The sequence below is a fragment of the Thioalkalivibrio sp. ALE25 genome (assembly GCF_000377285.1).
Lineage (GTDB): Bacteria > Pseudomonadota > Gammaproteobacteria > Ectothiorhodospirales > Ectothiorhodospiraceae > Thioalkalivibrio.
Map to the genome: position 1 here is coordinate 125,547 of NZ_KB897929.1, position 19,351 is coordinate 144,897.

Sequence of the window (19,351 nt, forward strand, 5' to 3'; positions counted from 1 at the left end):
GGAACCCGAACCGTGTTGCCGGAGACAGAATCCGGCAACACGGCTGCAAAGAACGTTTGATAGAAGAGGAATCGACATGAACCATCGCAACTTCCAGCGCGGCGTGCTGGCCGCCACCGTGGCCGGGGTCTTCGCCTTCGGCATCCCGGCCATCCAGGCCGCCGAGGCCGAATTCAACATCGGCGTGTTCACCGACTACATCGATGACGGTGCGTCCAAGTCCGACAACGACCCGGTGGTGCAGGGCGGCTTCGAGCTGGGCTTCCCCACCGGCGTGTTTACCGGCGTGCAGGCCTCCACTCTTGGCAGTGGTCGCGGCAGCGAGATCGTGCCGTTCGTTGGCTACGGCTTCGACGTCGGTTCGGTGGGTATCGAGTTCGGCTACGAGCACTTTCACTACACCGAGCTCGACGAGCGCTACGAGGGCGAGACCTTTGTGGTGGTGGACTGGGGGCCGGTGTACACGGGGGTGAACTACCTGGCCCATGCCCATGATCGCGACGCCCGGGGCAGCCGGGAATTCTTCGCGGGTACGGCATTCGAGGTGGCCCCGCGTACCGAGCTTTTCGCCGAGGTGGGCCAGGATCGTCCCGCCGATGACGACAATGCCGTGTTCTGGGAACTGGGCGCGGCCCACGCGACCGACTTTGGCACCTTCTCGCTGACCTACGGCTCGCGCGACGAGAGCGGCGCTCAGGACCTGCTGGTCGGCGGCTACACCTACAACTTCTGACCCACCGCCCGCGTCGGTCCGGCGCGGGTTGGTTTTTCACCACGAAGCACACGAAGGCACGAAGGAGATCAAGGTCAAGGGCTTTTGCACCACAGAGTGCACGGAGAAAGGTCGATAGGGGGGTTGAACCGTTTCGCTGTGCTCGGCGGGTTTGAGCCCCATCCAAACCTTCTTTGGATTTCTCTGTGTTCTCCGTGCCCTCTGTGGTGCGATCGCTTTTCTTCGTGCCTTCGTGTGCTTCGTGGTGATTATGGATTTTTCTAGCCGTAGCGGCGTTCGATGTAGGCCTCGACGCGGGCCTGGAATTCTTCGGCAATATGCTCGCCCTTGAGCGTCACGGTCTTCTCGCCGTCCTCGTACACCGGGGCCACCGGCTGTTCGCCGGTGCCGGGCAGGGAGATGCCGATATTGGCGTGCTTGCTCTCGCCGGGGCCGTTGACGACACAGCCCATCACCGCGACGGTCATCTTCTCCACACCCGGGTACTGCTGCTTCCAGCTGGGCATCTGCTGGCGGATGTAGGACTGGATGTCCTGCGCCAGGTGCTGGAAGTACTCGCTGGAGGTGCGACCGCAGCCGGGGCAGGCGACCACCGACGGCAGGAAGCTGCGCAGCCCCATGCTCTGCAGGATCTCCTGGGCGACCAGGACCTCCTGGGTACGGTCGCCGCCGGGCTCCGGGGTCAGCGAGATGCGGATGGTGTCGCCGATGCCCTGCTGCAGCAACACGGCCAGCGCGGCGGTGGAGGCGACGATGCCCTTGGCGCCCATGCCGGCCTCGGTCAGGCCGAGGTGCAGCGGGTAGTCGCAGCGCGCGGCCAGGTCCTGGTAGACGCTGATCAGCGGCTGCACGCCGCTGACCTTGGCCGAGAGGATGATTCGGTCATGCGGCAGGCCGATGCGTTCGGCCTCGGCGGCGCTCTCCAGCGCCGAGGCGATCAGCGCCTCCTGCATCACTGCCTCGGGCGCGGCCGGCTCGGCGCGCTGGCTGTTCTCGTCCATCATTCGCGCGAGCAGGGCCTGGTCCAGGCTGCCCCAGTTCACGCCAATGCGCACCGGCTTCTCAAAGCGGATCGCGGTCTCGATCATCGCGGCGTACTGCGCGTCGCGCTTCGAGCCGCGGCCGACATTCCCGGGATTGATGCGCAGCTTGGCCAGCGCCTCGGCGCACTCCGGGTACTTGGTCAGCAGCTTGTGCCCGTTGAAGTGGAAGTCCCCGACCAGCGGCACGTCCATCCCCATGGCCTCCAGCCGCTCGCGGATCTCCGGCACGGCCCTGGCCGCGTCCTCGGAGTTCACGGTAATGCGCACGACCTCGGAGCCGGCGCGCGCCAGCTCCGCCACCTGCACGGCGGTGCGCAGCGCATCGGCGGTGTCGGTGTTGGTCATCGACTGCACCATCACCGGGGAATTGCCACCGACGGTGACATTGCCGACGCGGACGGGGACGGTCTTGTGGCGGGTTGGGGTCGTGTTCATGTTGACCTACGCGGGCGCGTGGAAACGGTGCGTGGAGTGTAACGCAGGCGTGCGCGACTGCCGAGAAGCTGCAGGCCCCGTAATGTCCCCGCTGGACGGCGTCGGGGTGTCCACGGAGGTCGCCACGCGCCTGCGGCGCTCGCGATGACGGTGCTCACTTTCCTGTCATGGCGAGGCCCCGGAGGGGGCGTGGCCATTTCCGGACGCAACCCCCGACGTTGGTCCTGGTCCGCGCCAGGGCTGGAAGGTGTTCTCCACCGCGCTGCGACTGGCCGCGTGGCGGGCCTCCACGCGCTCGGCGATTGCCTGCTGCAGCGCCTGGCGGGTCTCGGTCTCCAGTGCGTCCAGGGCCTCGTGCAGGGCCTGTTCCAGATCCTCGCGATGGCGGGCCTCGTCGAGTCGCAGCAGCAGCCAGTCGACACCGATGATGGTGGCCCCGGCCGCCGTGATGCCGCAGCCCAGCGAGAACGGTCCGCTCCAGGCGCAGACCCCGGCGCCCAGGGCCCCGGCGCGTCCGGCGCGCCCCAGGCTGCGGGCCAGCCCCGCCTGGGTGGTGCGGGCGGCCAGACGGGCCTGCACGGCGCGGGCGATCAGGGGCGTGGCCAGGCCGCTGCCGGCGGCGGCCGTCGCGGCCAGGCCGGTGCGTTGATCGAAGCGCTCCAGGTCGATGTCCAGGGCCGTATGCAGGGCGTGGCCGCGTTCGATCTCGGCGGCCGAGGTGGCCGTGGCGCGGGGTGGCGGGTTGGGGATACGGGCATCCGCCAGGCGGTCGATCAGTTCCAGGCGCCAGGCATCGCGGACCTGGCGCTGCTGTTCGTCCAGTCCCCACTCGACGCGGGTCGCGAGTTCCCGCAGGGGTTCGTCCCAGAGGGCGTCCGGTAGCAGCTGTTCGCGCAGCATGCGGGCCCCGGCATCCGGGTCAGCGTCGCCCAGCCACTGTACGCCGCGCCGCCACAGCCGGGTGTATTCCGCGCCGAGGGAGTAGTACCCGTCCACGACCTCGGGGACACGGTCATGGAGGGTGGCGAAGCGGGCCTCGAGTTCCGCGTCCACGCGGGTCTGCCAGTGCTCGCGGGCGGCGGTGTCGCCGGCCTCCAGCCACTCCAGCGTGTAGCGCTCGAGCGCGGTGAGGCGCTGGTGGTCGAGCTGGTAGCGCTGCTCGCCGAGTTGCAGGGTCAGCGCGCCGTCCCCGTCCCAGCTGCGCGGCTCGTGCTGACTGGCGAGCCAGAGCAGGGCGAGACTGGCCAGCAGGGTCATGCAGAGCCACAGGCCGGCGCGGGCTGAGCTGGAGGTGGTGTGCGCTGCCGGCGTGGTCATGGGTCGGTGGCTCCGGACCCGACTACTCGATCACGGGCGCGTTGCGCGGATCGCCCAGGGTGTCGGTTGCCGGTCGCAGCGGCAGCAGGCCGTTGGCCAGCAGCAGGAACCCGGCCGCGAGGAAGGCCTGTTCCGCAAGCACCAGCAGCCAGCCGAGCAGGGCCGGCAGGGACTCCACGCCCTGCGGGAACCACTGCTGTCCCAGCCACAGGCGCAGGCCGTCCTGCGCCGCGGCGAGCTGCAGCCCGGCCTCCAGCAGGTGACTGCGCGCGGCCTCGTGGTGCACCAGGAACCACACCGCCTGTTCCAGTGTGGCGCCGGTCAGGTCGGGATAGCGCGCCTGCAGGGCCAGGATCAGCAGGGCGACGATCAGCAGGAGCCCGGTGAGGCGCAGGGCCCCGCGGCGGGCCAGCTCCGGGGCGAACTGTGGATGGGCATGTCCCCGCAGCAGTCGGTCGAACAGGGCCTCGCCGAATACCAGCACGAAGCCGGCGACGAGGAGGGCGGCCCAGACCTCCTGCGTCGGGATGCGCGCGAGGGTGATCAGCAGCAGGCCGCCCAGCAGGGCACCGATGACCAGGTGACGCAGGGCCATCAGCGGGCCGCCGCGCAACCGCCGGGGCCACTGGCTGGTGGGCTCCAGGTAGCCGCGCAGGAACGCCGCGCGCCGTACCCGATGACGGCGGAAGCCGCCATGGGCGATCAGCAGGGTCACGGCGATCCACAGCGCCACCACGCCGGCCTCCGGCAGGACCCGCAGGTTCATGTGCATCAGCCATAGCCCGATCACCAGTACGGTTACGGTAAAGGCATGCCGCAGCGCGACATGGGTGGTCGGGCCGGGGCGGGCGGAATCGTCAGACGGTTGGCGGGACACGGCAGCTCCACGCGAAGGGGAATGCCCCGATGGTAGCAGGCGCGCGGGCCCGGGCCGTGGTGTGTCCGTGGTGCCATTGCGGACGTTCGGGCTTCGTTCAGCCGAACCCGGTATAACCGGCCCATGGATCGTACAGCGCATGCAATGGTTTCGGCCTGGGCTTTGACGGGGCGCCGGTTCTGGCTCGTCGGGCTCCTGGCCCTCTGGCTGCCTCTGGGGGTTGCCGCGGAGGAGCTTCGGCTGCACGCGGTGTTCGGCGAACGTGCCGTGGTGTCCGTGGGCGACGAGCGAGCGGTGGTGTCGACCGGGGATACGGGGCCCGGTGGCGTGCGGGTCCTGCGCACCGGCCCCGGGATGGCCCTGGTGGAGTATCGCGGCGAGCAGCGCGAGCTGCGGGTGCAGCCGCGGCCCGCGCCGGCACGCCCGGATCCCTCGGCGGGGGAGGCTGGAGCGGTTCGGGTGCACCGCGATTCGCGGGGGGATCACGCCGTGACCGCCGGTCTGAATGGCACCGCGGTGACCCTGGTGGTCGACCCGCAGGCCGACTCCGTGCTGCTGCGCGCCACGGATGCCGGGCGCGTCGGGATTGATCCCGACCAGGGGCGCTCGGTGCGCTTTCGTGACGAGCGCGGCACACGGCATGGCCAGCGGGTGCGCATCGACCAGCTCCAGGTGGGGGGGCTGCGGCGTGCGGGGGTCAGCGCGATCGTGCTGCCGGACGGCGACCTGCCGCGCTCGCGTCTGGGGCGCAGCTTCCTCGAACACTTCGCGGTCGAGCGCGATGGCGACGCGCTGGTGATCCGGGATCGCTGAGGGCAGCATGGATCAGTGTTTCCCCGAGCTGCGTTAGCATGGCGGCCGTCACGCCCACCAGGATGCCTGCATGCCGCTGATTCGGCGCCACCCCGAGGACGCCCCCGCCCCGCGCCGCGAGATCTTCGGCTGGGCGATGTTCGACTTCGCCAACCAGGCCTACACGCTGCTGATCATCACGGTGATCTTCGGCGATCTGTTCACCCGCATCATCGTCGGGGATGCCCCGGACTATCGCCTGGGCAACCTGCTGTGGAGCCTGGCGCTGGCGATCAGCTACGCCATGGTGGTGATCGCGGCCCCGTTCGCCGGGGCGGTGATGGATGCAACGGCCTCGCGCAAGCGCTTCCTGATGGCCTCGTGGATCCTGACGGTGGTGACGACGGGGCTTTTGTATTTCGTCGAGCCGGGGCTGGTGCTGTTCGGCATGGCGCTGATCATCGCCTCCAACTTCGGCTACGCGATCGGCGAATCCTTCATCGCCAGCTTCCTGCCGAGCCTCGGGCCGCCGGAGAAGCTCGGCTGGATCTCGGGGCTGGGCTGGGGCATGGGCTATATCGGCGGGCTGATCGCCACCGCCTTTGCCCTGGGCCTGCTGGGCGAGGTCAGCGCCGATAACTTTGAGCGTATTCGCTGGGTGGGGCCGTTTGCCGCGGTGTTCTTCCTGATCTCGGCGATCCCGACCTTCCTGTTCCTGAAGGAGCGCGGCACGCGTCGGCGGATGCGCCGGCAGCTGCAGCTGGGCCTGGGCTGGCGGCGGGTGCGCGCGGCGCTGGTCACGCTGGGGCAGCGCCGTGAGCTGCGCGCGCTGTATGTGTCCATCTTCTTCATGATGGCCGGGATCTACATCATCATCTCCTTCACCTTCATCTACGGCTCGCAGGTGATCCAGTGGGACGAGCCGGTGCGCATCGCGATGTTCGTGATCACCCAGGTCACCGCGATCATCGGGGCGATCGGTTTCGGCTTCCTGCAGGACCGTGCCGGGCCGGTGCGGATCTATCGGCTGACCCTGGCGCTATGGGCGCTGGCGGTGCTGGCGATCTTCGGCACCACGACCATCGCGCAGTGGCTGAGCGCACTGCTGGGCCGGCCGGTGGAGGCGCAGATCGTGTTCCTCGGCGTGGGGATTGTCGCCGGGCTGTGCCTGGGGTCGGCGCAGTCGGCCGGGCGCGCGCTGGTCGGGATGATGGTGCCGGTGCGCGAGGCCGGGCGCTGGTTCGGGTTCTGGGCCCTGTCGGCGCGCGCCGCCGCGATCTTCGGGCTGGCCGGGATCGGGCTGCTGCAGGCCTGGCTGGGGCTGGCCAACGCCATCCTGTTCTGCCTGTTCCTGTTCCTCGCCGCGCTGCTCGCCTCCATCCCCGTCCACCTCGCCGGTCGCTCCCGCCACTGAGGGTGAAGGTCAAAAGCGGTATACAGGAAGATGTGAAGACAGGAAGAGGGATTGGGTTTGGCCGTAGCTGGTGTGGCAGGGGTGCGGGAGTGTCAGGGTGCTGGCCAGATCACGCTGTCCACACCCAAATCATCCTTCCCATCTTCGAACCTTCCTGTCGATCGCTCTTGATCTGGCCCTCTTAGCGGTGGGCCACATGCAAGTGTTAGTCGGTGGCGTGGTGGGTAAGGGTGGCGCCGCGGTCGAAGCGGCCTTCGTAGAGGCGCAGCAGGGCCGGGATCACGAACAGTACCAGCACGGTGGCGATGGCCAGGCCGAACACGATGGAGATGGCCATCGGGATCAGGAACTGGGCCTGGACCGAGCGCTCGAACAGCAGCGGGGTCAGGCCGGCGATGGTGGTCACCGAGGTCAGGATCACCGCGCGCAGGCGCTGGCAGGCGGCCTCGACGATCGCCTCCTGCAGGGCCAGGCCGGCCTCGCGCAGGCCCTGATAGAAGCTGACCAGGATGATCGAGTTGTTGACCACGATCCCGGTCAGGCCGAACAGGCCGAACAGCGACAGGATGGTCAGCTCCACGTTAAGGATCCAGTGGCCCAGCAGGGCGCCGAGGATGCCGAACGGGATGATCGCCATCACGATCAACGGCCAGCCCCAGGACCCGAACACCCAGGCCAGGGTGATGTACATTAGCCCCAGCGCCAGGACCAGGCCCGTGCGCATGTCGGCGAAGGTCTCGGCCTGGTCGGCCGCGCGCCCCTCGAACGAGTATTCGATGCCGTAGCGCGTCGCGAGGTCGTCCAGCGGGCCGTCTTCCAGCGCCGCACGGATGCGCGCGGCGTTGTTCACGCTGCGGTCAACCTCGGTGGAGACCTGGATCGCCAGACGGGTGTCGGCATGGCGCAGGGTCTCGAAGCCCTGACGCGAGCGCAGGTCCACCACGCTGCCCAGCGGCACGAACTCGCCGCTGGGTAGGCGCAGATTCAGGCGCTCCAGGCTCTCGCTGGAATGGCGCTCGGCATCCGGCAGGCGCACGCGCACCTCCACCTCTTCCAGCCCGTCCTGGTAGAGCTGGGCGAGGTGGCCGTCATAGGCGTCGCGCAGCTGGGCGCCGACCGATTCGGTGGTCAGGCCCAGGGCGCGGCCCTCCGGCTTGACCTGGAACACCAGTTGCTCGCGACCGAATGGCGTGTCGTCGTTGGTGGCGAAGGTACCCGCAAAGTCATCGAAAATCTCCGCCAGGTCCAGGGCGGCGTTCTTCAGGACGTGCGGGTCATCACCGGTCAGGCGCACCTCCAGGTCGCGTCCGGGCGGCCCGGTCTGGCGTTCGTCGATGCTGAAGTTCTCGATGCCCGGGGCCTGGCGCACGCGGTCCTCCCAGGCCTGGATGAACTCGCGGTTACGCACTTCGCGCTGTTCGGGAGAGACCAGCTCCACCTGGATGTTGCCGAACTGGTCGCCGCGCGGGGCGTTGCCGTCTCCGGGATCGATGCCGCGGCCGAGCCGGGTGACGGAGGCGCGCACCAGGTCGCCGCCCAGGGCCTCCTCGGTCTCGGCCAGGGCCTCCTCGACGTGGATCAGGAAGGCCTCGACCCGCTCCGGCGGTGTGCCGGCGACAAAGTTGACCCCGGCGTTGACGATGGTGCCCTCGGGCGACGGGAAGAAGGTGAAGCCGATGCGTCCGCTGGCGGCCAGACCGATGGCGAGGATCAGCGCGCCGACCGCCAGCGCCAGGGTGGTGCCCGAGTGGTTAACCGACACGGTCACCGCGCGGCGGAAGGCGCCATTGCGGAAGGTCTCGAAGCCGTTGTCGAAGCGCTCGCGCAGGCTGCCGGCGCGCGGCGGCTTGAGCCGGTGCATCACGCCTTTCAGGTGCGCGGGCAGGATCAGGAAGGCGATCAGGAGCGTGGCGACGATCACGCAGATCACCACCAGCGGGATGTCGAACAGGATGTTGCCGATGATCCCGCCGATCAGCATCAGCGGCAGGAAGGCCGCCACCGTGGTCAGCGAGGCGGCGATCACCGGCCCGACCATGCGCCGGGCGCCGTCGCGCGCGGCGCGGCTGGCCGAGAGCCCGCGCTGGTGCAGGCTGTAGGCGTGCTCGGAGACCACGATCGCGTTGTCGACGATGATCCCCAGCGACATGATGAAGCCGAACAGCGAGATCATGTTGATGGAGCCGCCGACCACCCACAGCACCACGAACGCGGCGGTAAAGGCGATCGGGATGCCCAGCGCCACGCGCAGGGCGATATGCCGGTTGAGGAAGAGGAACAGGATCCCGAGCACCAGCAGCAGGCCGCCCAGGCCATTCTTCAGCAGCAGGGTGATGCGCTCGGAGAGCAGCTCCCAGAAGGCGTCGGTCACCTGCAGATCGACACCCGGAGGCAGGGCCGGGCGGGTCTCTGCCAGCCAGTCCTCCAGGACCTGCGCGGCCTCCAGTGAGTCGCCGGTCTCCGAGCGCAGCAGCTGCATCTCGATCGCGCGCTGGCCGTTGGCGCGGGCGCGCACCTGGCCGTCGCGGTGGCGCAGGTCGAGGGTGGCAATGTCGCCCAGGGTCAGGCGTCCCAGTTCGCCGTCGCCGCGCAGGACCAGGCGTTCGAAGCTGACGATGTCGCGGGCCTGCTCCAGGCTGCGGATCTGGCGCGCGGTGTCGTCGCGGCCCGCCGAGCCGGCTGGCAGGTCCTGTGCCATCGCGCGGATCTGCTCGCCGATGTCCGCCAGCGTCATGTCCAGGCGATAGAGTGTGGCCGAGGGCACCTGGATGGCCATCTCGTCTTCGGTCAGGCCGGTGAACTCGATGCGCGCGATCCCGGTATCCAGCAGCTCGCGCTCGAACTGGCGCGCGAGGATGCGCAGCTGCTGCGGGTCGTCGGGGCCGGTCAGCAGCAGCCGTGCCACCGGCTCGTAGCGGATCACCCGGGTGACCACCGGGGTCTCGGCGGCTTCCGGCAGGTTGCGCTGCTGGTTCACGCGGTCGTTGACCTGCTCCAGCGCCAGGGTCATGTCGGTCCCGGCCTCGAATTCCATGGTCACCACGCCGATGCCCAGTGCCGAGGTGGAGGTCATGTTGCGCAGGCCGTCCACCGTGCGCAGGTCCTGCTCCAGCGGGTCGACGATGGCGCGCTCGACATCCTCCGCGCTGGCCCCGGTCCAGGGTACTTCCACGGTGATGAAATCGAGCTCGAAGTTGGGGAAGAACTGGGTGTTCAGCTTGGTCAGGGCAAAGGCCCCGGCCAGCAGCATCAGCGCGATCAGCAGATTGGCCGCGAGGCGGTGTTCCAGGAACAGCTGGATCGGCCCGCGTGGGGGCCGGTCAGGGTCCTGCGCGCCGCCCCCGGGCATCGGCTGTCCGGATGCCGGCGAGTTGCCGGGTTCCGCTTCGCTCATCGACCGGAATCCTGCTGTTCCACCTCGACCCGCAGGCCATCGACGGCATTCGGCAGGCGCGTGGCGATCAGGGTGTCGCCGGCGGCGATGGCGTCACTGCGGATCAGCGCGAGGGTATTGCCGTCCGCATCGATGAAATCGCCCAGGCGCTCGACCTGCAGCGACTCCAGGCGCCCGTCGACCACTCGGAACACGCGGTCACGCCAGAACAGGGACTCGAATGGCACCGCGAGGCTGTCGGGTTCCTCCGGCAGTTGCAGGCGCAGTTCGACAAAACGGTTCAGCGGGAGTTGTTCGCCCCCGGAGCGCACCTCGAACACCCCGCGCATCCCGGCATCGCCAGTGCGGGTCTCGCCCTCCAGGCGCACCAGTTCGGTCTCGACCGTGTGGCCGGCGACCTGGGCAAGGGCGGGCAGGGGTGTGTCCCCCTGCAGCAGGCGTTCGACCCGGGCGATCAGGTGTTCCGGGAGGCTGGCGCGGATCTCCAGGTCATCCACCGCGAACAGGCGCAGCAGCGGGTCTCCCGGTCGGGCGCGCTCGCCCGCGGCGACGTCGACCTCCACGATACGTGCGTCGAAGGGCGCGCGAATGGTCGTGCGTTCCAGGTCGATCTCGGCCTGGGACTCGGCGGCGCGGGCACGTGCCAGGCGGGCCTCGGCCTGGGCCCTGCGCATCGGGGCGTCGGCCACGGCCTGCTCGCGGTTGTCCACGGTGATGCTGGCCTGCTGCAGCCGCTCGCGGGCGGCATCGAGATCCGATTCCGAGCCAAGGTTGCGCTCGCGCAGGTCGCGGGCGCGCTCCAGGCCGCGTTCGGCGATCGCCAGGAGTTCGCGCTCGCGCTGCAGGGCCTCGCGGTCGAAGCGGGCACGCAGTTCCTCGCTTTCGACCGCGCCCTCCAGCTCGCGGCGCTCGGCCTCGCGCTGGTCCAGCAGCAGCCGGGCCTCGCGCGGGTCGATCTGCACCAGCGTGTCGCCGGCGGCCACGCGCTGGCCGGCGCGCGCCGGCACGGCTTCGATCTCGCCCTCCACCGCGGCGCGCAGCTGGGCATCGCGGGCGGAGCGGCTGCGCCCGTTGAGGATCACCCCCGGCCGGTGCGTCCCGGGCTCGGCGGTCACGCCCTGTACCGGCCAGGTGCGCTCGCTGGCCTCCGGCGGCGGCGCCTCGGGCCCGGTCGCGCGCAGGACCATGAAGCCCACCACGGCGACGGCGAGGATCAGGACGGGAAGAAGGGCTCGGCGGAGGGCGCGCGGCATGGACGTCTCGTTTGTGGCTTGGCAGTTCGGTGGGGCGGGTGCGGCCCGTCGCTTGGAGGCACCTGCGGGCCGGAGGTTCCCTTCGCGGGCGTTATCGTACCACCGCGGTTTGTGGGGGAACCCCCGCGGTTGCGGTCGGTCCCCAGGGAAACACTGATGAATGTACACGCTCGCGCTCGAGTCGCTTTTGCGTGCGAACAAGGCGCGGTGACTGCCGTGCAGTCATTCTGCACAAGGGAGCCGCAACGCCGTTCCCACGCAAAAGAGGCCGAGCCCCTCCGGGGTTGGCGCCCCAGGTTCCCCGATCCTGCGTTGCGCCGCTAGCAGGTAGAACCACTACCCGCTGCACGACGCGCCTTGTCTCGGAAAACCTGGGGTGCCAACGCGAGCGTGCACATTCATCAGTGTTTCCCTTGTGTGTCAATATTACGTTTTGCTTAAATGAGGTGAAAGGTCATGAAAGGATCCAGGCTGTTTCCGGCAGTGTTGCTGACGACCACCCTTCTGGCGGGCGGCGCGGTCGCACCGGCGCTGGCCGACGCGCCCGAGGTCTGCGAGTGCCGGGCGGGCCTCGAGATGGAGGGGACGCCCTGGATTCGGCTGATGCCGGGTGACATGACCGGCGGCTACTTCGTCCTGCGCAACCATGGCGAACAGGACCTCCGGATCGTCGCCGCGCAGGCGCCGATCTCCGAGGTGGTGGAACTGCACGAGCATGCCCACGTGGACGGGGTGATGCGCATGCGCCAGGTCGAGGGGCTGGACCTCCCGGCGGGCGAGACCCTGGTGCTGGAGCCCGGTGGCCTGCACCTGATGTTCATCGGGCTGCACGAGCCGCTGACGGCCGGCGACTGGATCCCGGTGACCCTGGAGTTCGCGGATGGCGAGACCATGGAGATCCATGCCCGCGTACAGCGTGGCGAGGGTGCCAGTGGCGGCCATTCGGGTGGCCACATGATGGAGGGTGACGCCCCTGGCATGGGTGCCGAAGGCGGACACCACGGGCACTGAGGCCCGGGGCTTGCCCGACTACTGATTGGCGGGCCGGTTCGGGATCTGGATGTCGGCATCCGCGCGCAGCGTCTCCAGGAATTCCTGGATGGCGCGGCTTTCGAGGATCTCGACCAGTTCGGCGCGCACGGCATTCAGTTCCGGCACCTCGATTTCGCGGGTCTCCTCCAGACGGATGAGGTGCCAGCCAAAGCGGCTTTCGACCGGCTCCGCGGTGGTTTCACCCGGCTCCAGGGCCACGGTGGCGTCGCTGAACGCGGGGACCATCTGCTCCGGAGAGAACCAGCCCAGCTCGCCGCCGCGGGCGGCCGAGCCGGGGTCGATGGAATGGGCCTCGGCCAGTTCGCCGAAGTCCGCGCCGTCGTCCAGCTCCGCGAGGAGTTCGCGGGCCTGCTGTTCCTCTTCGACCAGGATATGGCGGGCGCGGTACTCGGTGCCGCGCATCTGCTCAACCTGGCGTTCGTACTCCGCCTCGAGGTCGTCGCGGGTGATCTCCAGCTCTGCGGTGATGCGTTCCATCAAAAGCGAGGCCAGCAGGTTGGTCTCCACCATGCGCAGGATCCGCCGGGTCTCGGCATCGGTATCCAGGCCGCGGTTGACCGCCTCCTGGCGCAACAGCTCCAGGCTGATCAGCTCTTCCAGCGTGCCATCACCCTCGGCCAGGCCCGGGTCCTCGTCCATGCCGGAGTAGGTAAACAGGTCGGCCCGGGTGATGGGCTCGCCGTTGACGAGGGCGACGGTGTCGACGTCGTCGGTATCGGTGGTGATCGCGTCCGTTTCGGCATCCGGTGCGGGCGCCTCCTGTGCGTCGCAGGCGACCAGCACACCGGCGAAGGCCAGGGTGGCGAGCGTGGTGGCAAGGGGACGAAGTCGCATCAGAACACCTGCTTGAAGGGGCGTACGTCGACCGCGGTGTACACGCCGGCCGCGACGTAGGGATCGGCGTCGGCCCACGTGCGGGCGGCTTCCAGGGACGGGAATTCCGCGACGATCAGGCTGCCGGTGAAGCCGGCCGGGCCGGGGTCGTTGCTGTCGATGGCGGGAAACGGGCCGGCCAGGACCAGCCGGCCGTCGTCGCGCAGGGCCTGCAGCCGGGCGACGTGTTCGGGCCGCGCGGCGAGGCGGGCATCCAGCGAGTCGGGGGCGTCCTGGCCCTGGATCATGTACAGCATGGGGTGTTCTCCTTGATTTTGGGTGCATCGTAACCGATCACTGGCCGCGCCTCGCGCTCCGGGTTCGCAGTTTTCCCCTTTCCGCGCGGGCGGCCCGTGCGCGTTCTTATGGGCGTGGCGGCGGATGCGCTACACTGCGCAGCCGATCCCCGCGTCGAATCGATCCATGATCTCGATCCACCCCGAAAACCCCCAGCCCCGGCTGATCCGGCAGGTCCTGGACCGGCTCCAGGACGGGGCCGTGATCGCCCTGCCGACGGATGCCTGCTATGCCCTGGCCTGCCTGCCGGGGGACAAGACCGGGGCGGACCGGATCCGCCGTATCCGCCAGGTGGACGAGACCCATCATCTGACCCTGCTGTGTCGCGATCTCTCCGAGCTGGGCGTGTACGCGAAGGTGGACAACAGCGCGTTTCGCCTGATGAAGGCGCTAACGCCGGGGCCCTACACCTTTATCCTGCCTGCCACCCGCGAGGTGCCGCGGCGTCTGCAGCACCCCAAGCGGCGCACCATCGGGCTGCGTGTGCCGGCTAGTCCGATCCTGTCGGCGTTGCTGGCGGAGCTCGGATCACCGCTGATGTCGGCGACCCTGCAGCTCCCCGGGGACGAGAACCCGCTGAGCGAACCCTGGGAGATCGAGGATCGCCTGGGCAAGGTGGTGGATCTGGTGGTCGATGGCGGGGCCGGGACCCTGGAGGCGACCAGTGTGCTGGACCTGACCGGTGATGCCCCCGAGGTGATCCGTCACGGGATGGGCGATGTGGGATTTCTGGATGAATAGCCCCGGCCGCATACCGAGGCTACGGCGCGGCACGGCCGCAGGGAGGCGCAATGCGTAAGTGGGTGGTTCTGGCCGTGGTCGTGCTGGCGGTGGCCGCTGTGTGGCCGGTCGTGGTCGGCAAGCAGGTGGAGGGTACCGTTGCCGGAACGCACGAGGCCCAGCTGGGCGAGGTGCAGTTGCGCCACGAGATGCTTGAATACGAACGCGGCTACCTGGGCGCCAGCGGCCGCAGCCAGCTGATCCTGGAAGACCCCGACGGGCGCTTCGAGATCCCGCTGGTGCACGATATCCGTCACGGTCTGCTCGGGGCGCGCGGCGATTCGTTCGTGGATCTCGATACCCTGGCAGCGCCGGACGATTCCCTGCTCGGCCATCTGCTGCGCTCGCTGGATCTGCAGGTGCATTCGCGCTCGGGGATCGGCGGTGGCGTGACGACCCGCGTTGCGTTCGACGACCTGCGCATGGACCTGATGAGCGTGCCCGAGGTGGCCGAGCATGCCGCCACGGTGGGTGGCCCGCTGTGGCTGGATCTGGCGGCCGGCCAGGGTCGGTTCGCCTGGTCGGCCGAGCAGATCCTGGTGAGCCTGGATCTGCCGGAGCTGAGGCTGTCGGACGACACCTTCGTCTGGGAGGCGCAGGACGCCCGCTATGCCACGGTGTTCGAGGCCGACGCCGACGAGGTCTTCGGGCGCCTGCCGGACTACGAGGGCGGCCTGGCGGCGTCCGTGGTGGAGCTGCGCGAGGGCGAGGCGAGTCGGCTGCGGATCGAGCGCCCGCGTCTGGATGCCTTCCAGCAGACCAACAACGACCGCATGGACTCGCGCCTGCGCCTGCAGGTCGAGCAGGCGCGCATGGACGATGGCGCCGGGGATGCGCTGACGCTGAGCGCCCTGGACCTGCAGGCGGGCATCCTGCGCTGGGATCGTCCCAGCCTGCTGCAGTTGCTCGGCGAACTGGAATCGATCGAGGCGCGTGGCATCAAGGGCGAGCAGCGCACTGCCCTGATCGGCGCGGCGATGATCGACGCCGTCGGCGGGATGATCGAGCACCGCCCGGTGGTCGAGCTCAAGGCATCGCTGAACGAGGAGCCGGCGCGTCAGGTCGCGCTGGACACCGAACTGGGGCTGTACGGCACGCAACAGACCTTCGCTACCCGTCCGCTGGAGACGCTGCGGCTGGACAGCGAACTGCGACTCGGGCTGGAATGGGTGGCCGAATTCGACGCCGCCTATCCCGATATCGACCTGGATGCACAGCTGCACGCGCTGGCGGCCGACGGCTGGCTCCGCCGCGATGCCGAGGCCGGGTACTGGCACAGTACGCTGGCCATGGCGGACGGCCGGGTGCATATCAACGACGTGGATCGCACGGCCATGCTGCTGGCGATGCTGTTCGCCTTTTCCGGCGGCATGTTCTGAGACGACTGACCGGGCGTGGATGCGCCCGTTTCCTGACAGGAAGGGATTGATTCCGTGAGCAGCAATCAGGGTAGCAACCAGCGTGTGCTCTCCGGCATGCGCCCCACCGGGCGCCTGCATCTGGGCCATTATCACGGTGTGCTGAAGAACTGGATCGAGTTGCAGCACAACTACGAGTGCTTCTTCTTCGTCGCCGACTGGCATGCGCTGACCACCCACTACGAGGACCCCGGTGACCTGCAGCAGCATGTGACCGAGATGGTCATCGACTGGCTGGCGGCGGGTGTGAGCCCCGGGTCCGCGACACTGTTCGTGCAGTCGCGCGTGCCCGAGCATGCCGAGCTGCATCTGCTGCTGTCGATGATCACGCCGCTGGGCTGGCTGGAACGGGTACCGACCTGGAAAGACCAGCAGGAACAACTGCGCGAGAAGGATCTGGCGACCTACGGCTTCCTCGGCTACCCGGTGCTGCAAAGCGCGGACGTGCTGGCCTACCGCGCCGGCATGGTCCCGGTGGGCGAGGACCAGGTATCGCACCTGGAAGTCACGCGCGAGATCGCGCGGCGCTTCAACCACCTCTACGGCCGCGAGCCGGGCTTCGCGGAGAAGGCGGAGGCCGCTGCCGACAAGATGGGCAAGAAGGCCGCCAAGCGTTACCGCGACCTGCGCAAGCGCTACCAGGAGCAGGGCGAGGACGAGGCCCTGGAGGTGGCGCGGGCGATGCTCGAGTCGCAGCAGAACATCTCGCTGGGGGACCGTGAGCGCCTGTTCGGCTACCTCGAGGGGGGCGGCAAGATTATCCTGCCGGAACCGCAGGCGCGTCTGACCCCGGCCTCGAAGATGCCGGGGCTGGACGGGCGCAAGATGTCCAAGAGCTACGGCAACACCATCAGCCTGCGTGCCGAGCCGGCCGAGGTGGAGAGCCTGATTCGCACCATGCCCACCGACCCTGCGCGGGTGCGGCGCACGGACCCCGGCGATCCGGCCAAGTGCCCGGTGTGGGATCTGCACAAGGTCTACACCAGCGAGAGTCAGCGTGAGGAACTCTACACCGGCTGCACCACGGCCGGTATCGGCTGTCTGGACTGCAAGCGGCCCCTGATCGAGGCGGTGCAGGCGGAGCTGGAGCCGATCCAGCAGCGCGCGAAGGAATACGCCGAGGACCCCGCGCTGGTGCGGTCCATCATCGTCGAGGGCTCCGAGGCGGCCCGCGAGGAGGCGCGCGAGACCCTGGAAGAGGTGCGCCGGGCCATGGGGCTGGACTACCTGCGATGAGCCCGGGGCATGGATCCGCACGCTGAAGCGAACGGTGACCTCGAGCGCCCCGCGACGGTCGAGACGGGCGCGGACGGGGAGGTGCTTTATCGCGTGCATGGCGAGCCGGTGGCCGAGCTGCCGGCCGATCTCTACATCCCGCCCGATGCCCTGGAGGTCTTTCTCGACTCCTTCGAGGGGCCGCTGGACCTGCTGCTGTACCTGATCCGGCGGCAGAACCTCGACATCCTGGCGATCCCCATCGCCGAGATCACCCGCCAGTACATGGCCTACATCGAGGTGATGCGGGCCCTGCGCCTGGAGCTGGCCGGCGAATACCTGGTGATGGCCGCGCTGCTGGCCGAGATCAAGTCGCGCATGCTGCTGCCGCGGCCGCAGGAGGCCGAGGCGGACGAGGACGCCGACCCGCGCATGGCCCTGATCCGTCAGTTGCAGGAGTACGAACAGTTCAAGACCGCGGCCGAGCGCCTGGATGCCCTGCCGCGCATGGACCGTGACGTGTTCGCCGCGGGCGCCAGCGTCGAGGCACTGGAGGGCCCGCCGCCCCCGGCCCCGAGCATGGACGAGCTGATGGAGGCCCTGGCCGCGGTGATGCACCGCGCCAGTCTGATGGCGCATCACCATATCTCCACCGAGCAGTTGTCCGTGCGCGAGCGTATGTCCAGCATCCTCGACAGCCTGCACCCCGAGCGCTTCACGGATTTCGTGGCCCTGCTGCTGGCTGCCGAGGGGCGCCAGGGCGTGGTGGTATCGTTTCTGGCGGTGCTGGAGCTGACCAAGGCGGGCCTGGTCGAATGGGGCCAGAGCGAGCCCTACAGCCCGATCCGGCTGCGCCGGCGCGGGGCGGCCGTAGACGATGAGGGGGGAGAGCCGGCGTGAGCGACACGATGGATTCAACGATCCACGCACCCGTGGCGGCCGCGGATGACGATCAGCTGCGGGCCGTCGAGCTGGCGGTGGAGGCGGTACTGTTCGCGGCCGCCGAGCCCGTCGCCCCCCGCGACCTGAAGGCGGCCTGTGAGGACCTCGGCGAGATCGATCAGGCGTTGCTTGAACAGGCGCTGGGCCGTCTTGAGGAGCGCTACCGGGACCGCGCCATTGAACTGGTTCGGTCCGCCGGGGGCTATCGCTTCCGCGTGCGCTCGCGTTTCTCCGCCACCGTACAGGCGGCTCAGCCCGAACGCCCGGCGCGCCTGTCGCGGGCGCTGCTGGAGACGCTGGCGATCATCGCCTACCGCCAGCCGGTCACGCGCGCGGAGATCGAGGCCGTGCGCGGCGTGGCGGTCAGCTCGGGCATCATGCGCACGCTGCAGGAGCGCGAATGGGTGCGCGTGGTGGGGCACAAGGAGGTCCCCGGACGGCCCGCGCTGTATGCGACCACGCGCGGCTTTCTGGACGACCTGGGGCTCAAGCGCCTGGAGGAGCTGCCGCCGCTGGACCAGATCCGCGATCTGGCCGACGTGGCGTCGGACGCGGGGCTGAGCCTGGCACCGCCGGAAGCGGAAGAAGACACTGGCCCGGGCACGAACCAGCGGCTGGATTTCGACGTCGCAGACGCCGAGCCGGAACCGGACTCCCGGTCCGGCTCAGCCCATAGTTAGCACTGGGCCGTTTCGGCCGCCTCGGGGCAGTCGTGCTGCACCAGACGGTTCTCGGCCAACCACTCCATGATGCCGTCGGTCACGTTGTAGAGGTTGTCGTAGCCGAGACCGTCCGCCAGCGCGCGGGCGAGGGCGCTGGTCCGGTTGCCCACGCGGCAGATCAGCACGACCTCTTCGTCCGGGTCCACCAGGTCGGTGAAGCGTTGCCCGAACTCCGGATGCAGGTCGCCGTTCTCATCGAAAGCGGTAATGCGATGGCTGCCCTCGATCACGCCGGTCTCCGCCCACTCGTCCGGCCGGCGGATGTCGACGATTGTCGCGCCTTCCTCGATCTTCTCCGCCAGTCCCTCGTTGTCCAGGCCACTGAAGGGCGCCCGCTCGACCTCCAGCACCTCGACCTCGAAGCGCAGCGTGGCGTTGGACGGGATGATGTTGCCCGCGCCGCGTTCGCCGTAGCCAAGCTCCGGCGGGATCACGATCTCGCGCTTGCCACCCTCGCGCATGCCCATCACCCCCTGTTCGAAGCCGGGGATGACCTGGCCCCGGCCCAAGGTCAGCGCGAACGGTGTACCGGACTCGCGACTGGAGTCGAACACGCTGCCGTCGTCTTCCAGGGTCCCGGTGTAATGCAGGATCGCCGTGTCGTGGCGAACGATTTCGGGACCCTCCCCGCGTTCCACCTCGTGAATTTCGATGGAGGGCTCGGATTCCGCACCGGCGGTTCCCGTGACCATCAGGGCCGCAACCAGCGCAGCCGAAAATATAACAATAGGGGTATATACGAACTGATGAATTCGGTTCTTCATTATGTAGATTCCGCTAATATTAAAAATTT

Annotated in this window: 17 protein-coding genes; 9 read left to right on the top strand and 8 right to left on the bottom strand. The window is 68.9% G+C overall.

Annotated elements, in window-relative coordinates; all coding sequences use genetic code 11:
* Window positions 1-76: 76 nt before the first annotated feature.
* Complete coding sequence (locus C996_RS0105675; protein WP_018866485.1) at window positions 77-733, top strand: TorF family putative porin; 657 nt, start codon at window positions 77-79, stop codon at window positions 731-733.
* Window positions 734-993: 260 nt separating this feature from the next.
* On the opposite strand, the gene ispG is transcribed toward C996_RS0105675, so the two are convergent.
* From ispG to C996_RS0105690, 3 genes are all read right to left on the bottom strand, one after another.
* A complete protein-coding gene (gene ispG / locus C996_RS0105680; protein ID WP_018866486.1) occupies window positions 994-2,211 on the bottom strand; it encodes a flavodoxin-dependent (E)-4-hydroxy-3-methylbut-2-enyl-diphosphate synthase in 1,218 nt (405 codons plus the stop codon).
* Window positions 2,212-2,376: 165 nt separating this feature from the next.
* Window positions 2,377-3,528, bottom strand: a complete 1,152-nt coding sequence (locus C996_RS0105685; RefSeq protein ID WP_018866487.1) for a hypothetical protein — start codon at window positions 3,526-3,528, stop codon at window positions 2,377-2,379.
* 22 nt (window positions 3,529-3,550) lie between these two features.
* Window positions 3,551-4,348, bottom strand: coding sequence for a hypothetical protein (locus tag C996_RS0105690; protein ID WP_369772450.1), 798 nt, complete (start codon window positions 4,346-4,348; stop codon window positions 3,551-3,553).
* Between the two features lie 201 nt (window positions 4,349-4,549).
* Here C996_RS0105690 and C996_RS0105695 point away from each other — a divergent pair, with 201 nt between their 5' ends.
* Window positions 4,550-5,218, top strand: a complete 669-nt coding sequence (locus tag C996_RS0105695) for a TIGR02281 family clan AA aspartic protease (RefSeq protein ID WP_019592968.1) — start codon at window positions 4,550-4,552, stop codon at window positions 5,216-5,218.
* A 70-nt stretch (window positions 5,219-5,288) separates the two neighbouring features.
* Window positions 5,289-6,611 (top strand): MFS transporter, encoded by a 1,323-nt coding sequence (locus C996_RS0105700; protein WP_018866490.1) that lies wholly within the window; start codon window positions 5,289-5,291, stop codon window positions 6,609-6,611.
* A 205-nt stretch (window positions 6,612-6,816) separates the two neighbouring features.
* Here the strand turns inward: C996_RS0105700 and C996_RS0105705 are convergent, their stop codons facing one another.
* The gene (locus C996_RS0105705; RefSeq protein WP_018866491.1) at window positions 6,817-10,005 is read right to left on the bottom strand and encodes an efflux RND transporter permease subunit; all 3,189 of its coding nucleotides are present in this window, start codon (window positions 10,003-10,005) and stop codon (window positions 6,817-6,819) included.
* A complete protein-coding gene (locus tag C996_RS0105710; protein ID WP_018866492.1) occupies window positions 10,002-11,258 on the bottom strand; it encodes an efflux RND transporter periplasmic adaptor subunit in 1,257 nt (418 codons plus the stop codon). Before C996_RS0105710 ends, C996_RS0105705 begins: the two co-directional genes overlap by 4 nt.
* 456 nt (window positions 11,259-11,714) lie before the next feature.
* Here C996_RS0105710 and C996_RS0105715 point away from each other — a divergent pair, with 456 nt between their 5' ends.
* Entirely contained in the window at window positions 11,715-12,269 is a 555-nt protein-coding gene (locus tag C996_RS0105715) for a copper chaperone PCu(A)C (protein ID WP_038028427.1), read from the top strand.
* Window positions 12,270-12,287: 18 nt separating this feature from the next.
* On the opposite strand, the gene C996_RS0105720 is transcribed toward C996_RS0105715, so the two are convergent.
* The gene (locus C996_RS0105720; protein WP_018866494.1) at window positions 12,288-13,145 is read right to left on the bottom strand and encodes a peptidylprolyl isomerase; all 858 of its coding nucleotides are present in this window, start codon (window positions 13,143-13,145) and stop codon (window positions 12,288-12,290) included.
* Entirely contained in the window at window positions 13,145-13,441 is a 297-nt protein-coding gene (locus tag C996_RS0105725; RefSeq protein WP_018866495.1) for a YciI family protein, read from the bottom strand. Before C996_RS0105725 ends, C996_RS0105720 begins: the two co-directional genes overlap by 1 nt.
* A gap of 166 nt (window positions 13,442-13,607) precedes the next feature.
* On the opposite strand from C996_RS0105725, the gene C996_RS0105730 reads away from it, so the two are divergent.
* Genes C996_RS0105730 through scpB form a run of 5 tightly spaced genes read left to right on the top strand, consistent with a single transcriptional unit; the run spans window position 13,608 to window position 18,516 of the window.
* Window positions 13,608-14,222, top strand: coding sequence for an L-threonylcarbamoyladenylate synthase (locus C996_RS0105730; RefSeq protein WP_018866496.1), 615 nt, complete (start codon window positions 13,608-13,610; stop codon window positions 14,220-14,222).
* Window positions 14,223-14,272: 50 nt separating this feature from the next.
* Window positions 14,273-15,640, top strand: coding sequence for a DUF945 family protein (locus tag C996_RS0105735; RefSeq protein ID WP_018866497.1), 1,368 nt, complete (start codon window positions 14,273-14,275; stop codon window positions 15,638-15,640).
* 54 nt (window positions 15,641-15,694) lie between these two features.
* On the top strand, window positions 15,695-16,915 hold the full coding sequence (locus C996_RS0105740; RefSeq protein ID WP_018866498.1) for a tryptophan--tRNA ligase: 1,221 nt from the start codon (window positions 15,695-15,697) through the stop codon (window positions 16,913-16,915).
* 9 nt (window positions 16,916-16,924) lie between these two features.
* Window positions 16,925-17,794: a ScpA family protein gene (locus C996_RS0105745; protein WP_018866499.1), complete on the top strand. Its 870-nt coding sequence runs from the start codon at window positions 16,925-16,927 to the stop codon at window positions 17,792-17,794.
* Between the two features lie 8 nt (window positions 17,795-17,802).
* The gene (gene scpB / locus C996_RS0105750; protein WP_019592967.1) at window positions 17,803-18,516 is read left to right on the top strand and encodes an SMC-Scp complex subunit ScpB; all 714 of its coding nucleotides are present in this window, start codon (window positions 17,803-17,805) and stop codon (window positions 18,514-18,516) included.
* Here scpB and C996_RS0105755 read toward each other — a convergent pair.
* On the bottom strand, window positions 18,513-19,250 hold the full coding sequence (locus C996_RS0105755; protein ID WP_018866501.1) for an FKBP-type peptidyl-prolyl cis-trans isomerase: 738 nt from the start codon (window positions 19,248-19,250) through the stop codon (window positions 18,513-18,515). The two genes, scpB and C996_RS0105755, sit on opposite strands and share 4 nt — an antisense overlap.
* Window positions 19,251-19,351 lie beyond the last annotated feature (101 nt).